The organism is Pseudomonas protegens (assembly GCF_003732485.1).
GTDB lineage: Bacteria > Pseudomonadota > Gammaproteobacteria > Pseudomonadales > Pseudomonadaceae > Aquipseudomonas > Aquipseudomonas protegens_B.
This window is the reverse complement of the sequence record NZ_MOAK01000093.1, coordinates 1-7,917: the sequence shown is the minus strand read 5'-3', so window position 1 is coordinate 7,917 and position 7,917 is coordinate 1. Positions and strand designations below refer to the sequence as shown.

Genomic DNA, 7,917 nt, shown 5'->3' with positions numbered 1-7,917 from the left:
ACTGTCAGGCGCCGCTGGGGGTCTATTGCTACCCCAATGGCGATCACAACCCCGAGGTCCGCGACGCGGTGGCCGAACTGGGTTATCGCTACGCCCTGGGCACCCGCCCGGGCCTGATCGAGGCCGCTGGCAACCCGCTGTTGGCCCTGCCGCGTATCGATGTCAGCCATGCCAGCGCCGGCCGCCCCGGGTTGCTGGCCTGGCGCCTGCTCCAGGGAGCCCGGGCATGAAGCGCAACAGCTACCTCTGGCACCTGGCCCTGAGCATGGGCACCCGATTGACCATCATTGTCATCCGCATGCTGCGCAATATATTGCTGGCTCGCCTACTGGGGCCGGCCGATCGAGGCTTGTTTGCCTTGCTCGGTATGCTGCCGGACCTCATTGCAGCTATCACCAGTGGCGGCCTGAACACCGCTGTCGGGTATGAGACGGCCCGACAACGGCCCATGGGCCTGCTGCTGACCCAGATTCTGATCTACGGCTGTCTATTGGCCGGTACGCTCACCGTCATCGCTGTCGTACTACTGAGCAGTGTTGGCAATCACTTGGATATCACCCAGCAACTGGGCTCACTCATCTGGCTGTTGCTACTGGCAGTACCACTCAGTGTGCTCAAGAGCGGACTGCTAACCTTATGCAACGCCGATGGCCGGGTCGGTGCGTTCAATGCACTGCGTCTACTGGAGTCGCTGATACCGCTATTGTTATTTGTCGGCCTGTGGTGGATCTGGCGCGACCAGCCGCTGTCGGCCGCAGTTGTCAGCTGGCTTATCGGCACGCTGTTGGTAGTGGTCGTGGGCTGGTGCTGGCTAGGACGCTTTCACTCCTTGCGATTACGCTGGCAGGCTGGCGAACAAGGACAGCTGCTGAGCTACGCAGCACAAAGCCATCCCGGTGTACTGTCAGAACAAATGATGTTGCGCTCGGACTACCTGTTCATCGGCGCCCTGCTCGACCCGGCGGCCCTGGGCTGGTACGCCATGGCCAGCGCTGCCGCCGAGCTGCTGCTGATCATTCCCGAGGCGGTCACCACCCCGCTGATGAAACGCTTGCTGCAACAGGGCGATCACATGCAGCAGCTAACGCCCCTGGCGTTACGGGCCACTTCTACAGTCATGCTTGGCGCCTGCCTGGGGATGGCAGTGATCGGCCAATGGCTGATCGTCACCCTGTTCGGTGTCGACTACACGCCGGCCTACAGCGCTCTGTTGGTCCTGCTGCCAGGGCTCTTCGGATTGAGCTACATGAGCATTCTGCGCCTGGATCTGCTAGGTAAGCAGCGACCAGGAACTCTGTCAGCGGTACTGGGCATTGGCGCCGCGCTGAACCTTGTGCTCAACGCAGCATTGATTCCGTCGCTGGGCATCGTCGGTGCCGGCCTGGCTTCATCCTTGACCTACTTGACCGTCGGCCTGGCCATGCTGCGCATATATTGTCGTTTGAGCGGGACAGCCTGGTATCACACTTTATTCTTGCTGCCTCAGGACATCCTGGTTCTATTTCGGTTGGTGCGGCCGACGGAAATAGCCTCATGAATCTATGTCTACTAGTACCGTTGGTACTGCTGATTCTGCTACCAAACGCTGCGGCCGAAGCGACCCAGTGGTCAAACTTGCGCAACGGCAGTCTTTACTTGAGCCCCCGTGCACCTGACACGCTGCAAGTGAACTGGACTCCGGCCTGGCAAAGTGATGCCAATCAAGAACAGCTGTATCTGTTGAGCCCAACCGGGCAACTACTGGAACAACTGGATATCCAGCCTGAGCAAGCCTATGGAACGCATGAAATCGAACTGGCGCCGGCCACGGGCGACTATCGCCTGCAAATTCCCGGTTACAGCTTTCGAGCCTTCAATAGCAACATTCAAGGCACCACCGCAACGCAGTTCGAACCGACCAAACTGCACTTCAGTGCCAAGTTCCCCGATGGTTTCATACTATTTTTCCAAGTCCGCTCCGGTGAACAAGCCATCCTCGCCGGCAAATATCACGGAGGCGTCAGCCTATTAGAAGCCACCCGTTTGAGTGATGGAACCAAGGTGGTGTTGGACCTGGGCAACTACGAGGACTACGGCCAGTTCGATCAAGTGGCTCTTGCGACGGCACAACGCGACGAAATCTGGCGTCTGTCCCTGGGTGGCTCAGGCAAAGCTGCATTCTGGCTGGACGGCACTGCCAATCTTTTCAGTCAGGACATTGCACATTTACATCCTCTGAAGTGGAGTCAGGGCGATGTGCAGCTAACACTCAAGCCACAGGTACTCGGCCAGACTCCCCGCCTTGGTGTCAGCTTGCCCTATGCTCGACTTCCAGACCCGGCTCTAGTGTTGCAACAGAGCATCGGCAGCCAGTCTGCCGGCTTCTACAGTTTGTTCGATGCGCGCAAAGTAGCCCCCCTGCGCGAACTTGAGTTCCGGCGGTCTAGCCAAGAAGATTTGCATATCAGCTCCGATATCACCCTGCTCGCAGGAACCGATCGACACGCGATGCTGGTAGCCGATGAAAGCACCCTCGCCGGCCTGGACGCCTGGCTTGCCGACAGCCTGCAATTGGAACGCAAGGGCCTGCACTACCTGGCATTCGCCGATGAGCCCAACCTCAACTACCCGGACTACGAAAGTTACGCCGCGTATTTCCAGCTCATGCTGCAACACCTGAAGACTGATCCTCGTGTGCATGAAGCCGGGGTCAGGGTGGCCATTCCAGCTAGCTCACGGCTCATCGATGGGCCGATGCAAACGGATGGCAGCCAACGACGCGGAATCGACTGGGCGCGCCGACTGCTTGCACAGCATGATCCCGATATCGACGCCCTGGCCTGGCATGAATGGATGATCCGTGACCTGCTCGCTACCCGCCGCTATCACGACAGTGTCCGTGCCGCTGCCGATCTGGTCGGACGGGATACCAAGGGTCGCCCCCGAAAGGCGCTGCTACTGAGTCAAACAAATATCTCCAGTGGCATGGACGTCAGCCCGTACCAGCAAGATACGCACTACGCCTCCTTGTGGTGGACCTCAGTAGTAATCAACGCCTCCCGAAGTGGGTTACTGGACATGCTCAACTGGTCCTTGACCATTGATGAAAAAAACTACCCCAAAGGAATGCTGACCCTACGCGACAACACGTTCGCCATGAAGCCAGTGGCAATAGCACAGCAGTTTATCCAGCAACATTGGCTGACACAGGTGCTTGATCTGCACAACTCTGCATTTGAAGTCGACGCTCTGGCCATGTTCGAAAACAATCGATACAGCATCTTAGGTGTGAATAAGACACCGCGGAGGCAATCAATCTCCATTAACGGAATGAACACTATGTGCCAGCAAGAGTTCAGGCTCAATTTCCTTGGTCCCTCCAGCCAGCCCCTTACAGAACCAGTGCCATGCATCGACAATCAAGTTCGCTTCGAATTACCCGCTGAAACCATATTTGCTCTGACATGGGAGGTCTTATGAGCGCATCCATCTCGTTGTTGGAAAAAGTACGCCGCAAAGGGCTACGGAATAGCCTACGCGTACTTAGCCAGCGTTACTTCTATTGCCACTCAGAGTTCATATTGGTGGATCGACCATTGAACCTTTCCCTATCATCCGCGCCGCCCGAACAACCTTGGCGCTGGGAAGAGGTCAGCCATAAATCGCTACCTGCTTTCAAGAAATACTTTGCCTCCCAACTAGCATCGATAGAAAAGCTAATCGACGAGAACTACAGGGGACACGTGTATCTGGATGAAGACGGCCATGTAATATTGATGATCTGGGCCAGCGAATCGGGCTATTACATTGACAAGCACTATCGCTGCCAGATCAACGTACCCGACAACTACATCTTCCAGTTCGCTTTGGAATGCTCTCCCTTGTATCGCGGCTTGGGCTTGGCAAGCCTCTCGCAGAAACGGATGTGGGACAAATACCGCCGATACGGTTTCACCGGGACTCGGGCCATGGTCAATGTGCTGAACGAGCCGGCCTTGAAACTGCATGCAAACCTGGATTTTCAGGAAATTGGCGAATCAATACATATCTACCGTGTGTTGGGTTGCCTGCACCTTCATCGGCGTAGCCGATACGAGCACCCTCGCTTGCTCCCTCAATACAAAAAGCTTCCCACGCCACCATCTGTGCCTTCGGTGAACATCGAAAAGGAGCGGCTGTGAGCATGCAGTTCTCCTGGTGCCGCAGCCTACAAGGGGATGCATTTCCCGCCGATGCCTTTCAACAGCTGCTTGGTGAAATCAAGCATGCGACACCATTCAATCGACTCGCCTGGCTGCGTGGCGCCGAGCTGGGGTTACCCTCCGAACAGACCCTGCATGTGCTCTTGGGCTGGAAGGAACAAAGGTTGGTGCTGTGCCTGCCCTTGATCTACTGCCAAGAGAAAAAAGCTGGCCTGCCACTCCGTGTGGTCCGGCATCTGGGATTCCCGTTGAGTGATCGTCTGGCCCTGATGGTGGCCGACAATGCATCAGAGTTCATGGCGCTGGCATTGAACGCCATATCCCAGCGACTGCCCCATGCGCTATTGCAAATCAATGAGCTGATAGATGCCGCGCGCACCTTGTCGACATGGCGCCAAGCATGCTGGTACAGCACCTACACCGTAAGTTGCCGGGCACCAGAACACAGGATTATCGAAGCCGATCGCCAAGAGGCCAGAGACAAGACGTTGCGTTATGAACTGCGGCGAGCTAAAAAACGCTGCGCCGAGATTGATGCCCGGGTGATTCGCGTCAACCCCGACCGCGAGAGCATGGACTCGCTCATGGACCTGATCCGTACAGTGGAACAGGCCAGCTGGAAAGGCGCGGACGGTTTGGGAATCTTCTCCGGTGCTCGACGCCAACGCTGGATGCAAGAGGCTCTGCGCGGGCTGGCCGAAGAGGGTTGTGTACGTGTGGTGTTGCTCGTACACCAAGGTCGCTGCATCAGCTATCGCCTCGGGTTGCTCGAGCACGGGCGGCTCTACGACTACAACATCGCTTTCTTGCCGGACTACGCCAACCTGGGCAGTGGCCGGCTGCTGCTCGATGAATGGATTCGCTGGGGGCTCGACGAAAACTGGCAATGGGTCGACGCGTCACGGATCAGCTTGAACCGCTCTAGCCATCAACTGCATGAGCGCATGAGCGGCCAAGTCGAACATCAGCGCTGGAGCTTTTATTCAACATCCCCCAGCGGATTGCTGCTGGGCCTGGCCGACCGAGTATGGAAAAAGTTAAGACCCGCCCTTAAAAAACGCGACAAACGTTGAGCGTAACTTCAGCTCGGGAAGATTCCTCAGGGTCTTACCGGTTAGTTTTGCGAAGGCACAAAAAAGCCGATCTAGATGATCGGCTTAAGTGTCTGATTTATACCAGAAAATATGGTCGGGACGGAGTGATTCGAACACTCGACCCCTAGCACCCCATGCTGGGGCCTATAGATCAATAACTAATTGTTTTAAAAGAAAAAACCACCAAAAAATGACTGACAAAAAACCATCATTTCTGTGCTTATGCAAACGATAGTACGTGGGCTCTAGCGTAGGTTTTGCGCACACCATCTACGGCGTTCTGCCGACCGTACGCCGCCCCTTACCCCCTGCAGTTCGTCGGCGCAAATCGCGCCCCGCTCAAGCCTCGATAACTGTATGCACATGCCCTTAGATAACATACGGCTGCAAGATTGAATTACCTCTGGTTTCGCGTGAACCGGGGAGCAAGCAGTGATAGTCAACGTTATGACTCATCTCCAGAATTTCCCGCGCCACGATTTGGCGCATTCGAAAACGTGGCGCGGATTACTTACTCCTGCGCTCTACCCTGCCCTTGAGCATATCGCAGTGCAGGCAGTGCTCGCAGTTCAACGCCCGGCACAGCCAGACCTTCACCCGTTGCCAGTACGTGACCATGAAGACGTGCCGAACGCCGGCCAGGGCCAGAGAGGCGTACAACGTCGCCTCCGCCACCGACTGGGACATGATCAGCCTATCGTTGCATACCAGAAGCGCATAACCGCTCAGCGCGATAGTCGCGTAGATCAACTTCCCCAGCACCCCGTCGCGGACCTTCCCGCTCAAGCAGCACCAGGTCGCCCATAGCGCGATCAGGCCAGCCGACCACGTTGCAACGTGTTCCAGGATCATGTGCCACCTCCCCCGAACTTCGAACGTATGAACGCCCAAAGGTCAGCAGCTTTGATTGCCCGGGTGATAGCAGCGATCAACGAGCCGCCAAAGGTGCCGAGCAGAAAACCAATACCAGCAACGCTACGGGGCTCGACCACTCCCAGGTGAGCGCTCACCAGTCCAGTTAGATAATGAGCGCAGACAGCACCCGAGAAGATGAAAACGGCCCAGGCTTTCCGGTCCACCAGTTCGTCGCGGTGCCACCAGCTCGCGGCGAATGCGCCAACCAATCCCGCGGTAAACCACGTATCAAGCCTGTCGAGCATGCGGTACAGAAACTCCATGCGCTCGACTCCATGGGCATAATCAAAGAAAAAAGGCTATTGCTGATCTGGGAGAAACCCAAATACAAATAATCACTAGATAGAAGGCCCGGCACATGGCCGGGCCAGTGAGCACCATCTTTTACTTAGTAATGAGCATGTCGATGGTACTGGTGTCGCAGACGTAGTTGGCCTTCTTGTCAAGGACCACGTAGAGAGCAGAACCTTTGGTGACAGGCACTTTGCTGGCCGAAAAGACAGCACCGTTACCTCTGCCCAAGCTACCGGACTGAAGAACCGTATCCCCCTGATTCAAAGACCAGGCAACGCCATCACCACAACTATTGTGAATACTGCTTACTCGCCCGAGAATATTGACCTCGCCCACCACAGGACTGGTCCAACGGATGACGGTCTGGCTGTTCTGGCCTGGGTGAAATGCCACGTCACCAGCTGCAATGGTAAAGCTGCCGTTTGCAGTGTAGGTGTAAGGTTTCAGGTGAACCGACACATGTGCCCCAGATACTTGATCCATCCAGCATGTAGCCGGGAGGTTGCTGCATGAGTCGGCTTTGAAGTACGGCAGTGGGACGTAGTTTTCGGCCTTGTTCACACCAGACGAGTTCTGCATAAACGACCAAGGAGAACCTTGTGGGGCACTCTCCTTTGCCAGAACTACATCCCTTGCCAAGTTCCAGGACATTGCTGTGTCAGCAAAGGCACTCATGCTGGCACCAAAAAGCGCCAACAAACCGAGCAGGGAAACACTGATAGTCTTTTTCATTTGGATTACCCTATTGAGTCGAATGATTTGTCGCGGATGATTCCGCTTTCATGTCGCTCAAGGGCGATAGTTTGGGGCTCAAGGCCTTCACTCGGCCGGATGCGGGTCAGCGCCTGCATCAAGCTGACATTCGCTTTCTATGCACCCGAGGAGTGGAATGACTATCTCAATAAAACACTGTACATGCAACCAGTATTTCATGAGCTATTTCCCATTCCTACAAATCTCACTCTACCGATAACGTTCCCGGCGTCGACGCCCTATCGCATCGATCGCACCTCTCCACAACCATGCGAGGTCAGAGTGCGCGGGCTGCCGGCGTTGATTCCGTACGTCGCACTATCCGGCTAGCGACGTCCAGGCTATCCCGAGGGCTGTCCTGGCTACAGGTAAAACGGGGTACATCCGGGAAAGCGTCCACTTGGTAGCGGCTTTCCTCAGAGGCACAAAAAAGCCCGGTATTCGATTCGACGGCTTTGCCTGACGCTGAGAGTCCATCCCAGCGGTTATTACGCCTGGCTGTCTGAGCCGCAATCTGTACGCGCCAAAGACGACCAGCGATTGGTGGGTTTGATCAAGCATTCCTGGCTGGAGAGCGGCGGCGTTTATGGCTATCGCAAAATCCATGACGATCTGCGCGAGGTCGGTGAAGATTGCGGCCGCCATCGTGTAGCGAGGCTGATGCGTCTTGAAGGTCTGCG

General features: G+C 56.1%; 8 protein-coding genes and 1 pseudogene. 6 read left to right on the top strand and 3 right to left on the bottom strand.

All coding sequences use genetic code 11. From position 1 onward, the window contains the following. The 5 genes from BLX41_RS33290 to BLX41_RS33270 all read left to right on the top strand — a co-directional run. A partial coding sequence (locus tag BLX41_RS33290) for a polysaccharide deacetylase family protein (RefSeq protein WP_148059811.1) occupies positions 1-230 on the top strand: 230 nt, incomplete at its 5' end. Further along, positions 227-1,537: an oligosaccharide flippase family protein gene (locus BLX41_RS33285; protein WP_123728301.1), complete on the top strand. Its 1,311-nt coding sequence runs from the start codon at positions 227-229 to the stop codon at positions 1,535-1,537. The genes BLX41_RS33290 and BLX41_RS33285, both read left to right, overlap by 4 nt. Beyond that, positions 1,534-3,459, top strand: coding sequence for a hypothetical protein (locus BLX41_RS33280; protein WP_123728300.1), 1,926 nt, complete (start codon positions 1,534-1,536; stop codon positions 3,457-3,459). The genes BLX41_RS33285 and BLX41_RS33280 overlap by 4 nt, the downstream gene beginning before the upstream one ends. Beyond that, complete coding sequence (locus BLX41_RS33465; protein ID WP_148059810.1) at positions 3,456-4,160, top strand: N-acetyltransferase; 705 nt, start codon at positions 3,456-3,458, stop codon at positions 4,158-4,160. The genes BLX41_RS33280 and BLX41_RS33465 overlap by 4 nt, the downstream gene beginning before the upstream one ends. A 2-nt stretch (positions 4,161-4,162) precedes the next feature. Further along, entirely contained in the window at positions 4,163-5,254 is a 1,092-nt protein-coding gene (locus BLX41_RS33270) for a GNAT family N-acetyltransferase (protein ID WP_259745538.1), read from the top strand. Between the two features lie 528 nt (positions 5,255-5,782). Here the strand turns inward: BLX41_RS33270 and BLX41_RS33265 are convergent. From BLX41_RS33265 to BLX41_RS33255, 3 genes are all read right to left on the bottom strand, one after another. After that, positions 5,783-6,127: a hypothetical protein gene (locus tag BLX41_RS33265; protein WP_123728297.1), complete on the bottom strand. Its 345-nt coding sequence runs from the start codon at positions 6,125-6,127 to the stop codon at positions 5,783-5,785. Then, positions 6,124-6,453, bottom strand: a complete 330-nt coding sequence (locus BLX41_RS33260; protein ID WP_123728296.1) for an MFS transporter — start codon at positions 6,451-6,453, stop codon at positions 6,124-6,126. The genes BLX41_RS33265 and BLX41_RS33260 overlap by 4 nt, the downstream gene beginning before the upstream one ends. Before the next feature lie 121 nt (positions 6,454-6,574). Beyond that, positions 6,575-7,216, bottom strand: coding sequence for a hypothetical protein (locus BLX41_RS33255; RefSeq protein WP_123728295.1), 642 nt, complete (start codon positions 7,214-7,216; stop codon positions 6,575-6,577). Positions 7,217-7,672: 456 nt separating this feature from the next. Between BLX41_RS33255 and BLX41_RS33245 the strand changes: the two are divergent. Beyond that, positions 7,673-7,917: pseudogene (locus BLX41_RS33245) on the top strand (IS3 family transposase); the annotation flags it as partial.

Excerpts from the sequence above, each read along its gene's own strand:
- BLX41_RS33270 (WP_259745538.1), top strand. The coding sequence starts at position 4,163 with ATGCAGTTCTCCTGGTGCCGCAGCCTACAAGGGGATGCATTTCCCGCC.
- BLX41_RS33255 (WP_123728295.1), bottom strand. The coding sequence starts at position 7,216 with ATGAAAAAGACTATCAGTGTTTCCCTGCTCGGTTTGTTGGCGCTTTTT.
- BLX41_RS33265 (WP_123728297.1), bottom strand. The coding sequence starts at position 6,127 with ATGATCCTGGAACACGTTGCAACGTGGTCGGCTGGCCTGATCGCGCTA.
- BLX41_RS33280 (WP_123728300.1), top strand. The coding sequence starts at position 1,534 with ATGAATCTATGTCTACTAGTACCGTTGGTACTGCTGATTCTGCTACCA.
- BLX41_RS33285 (WP_123728301.1), top strand. The coding sequence starts at position 227 with ATGAAGCGCAACAGCTACCTCTGGCACCTGGCCCTGAGCATGGGCACC.
- BLX41_RS33260 (WP_123728296.1), bottom strand. The coding sequence starts at position 6,453 with ATGGAGTTTCTGTACCGCATGCTCGACAGGCTTGATACGTGGTTTACC.
- BLX41_RS33465 (WP_148059810.1), top strand. The coding sequence starts at position 3,456 with ATGAGCGCATCCATCTCGTTGTTGGAAAAAGTACGCCGCAAAGGGCTA.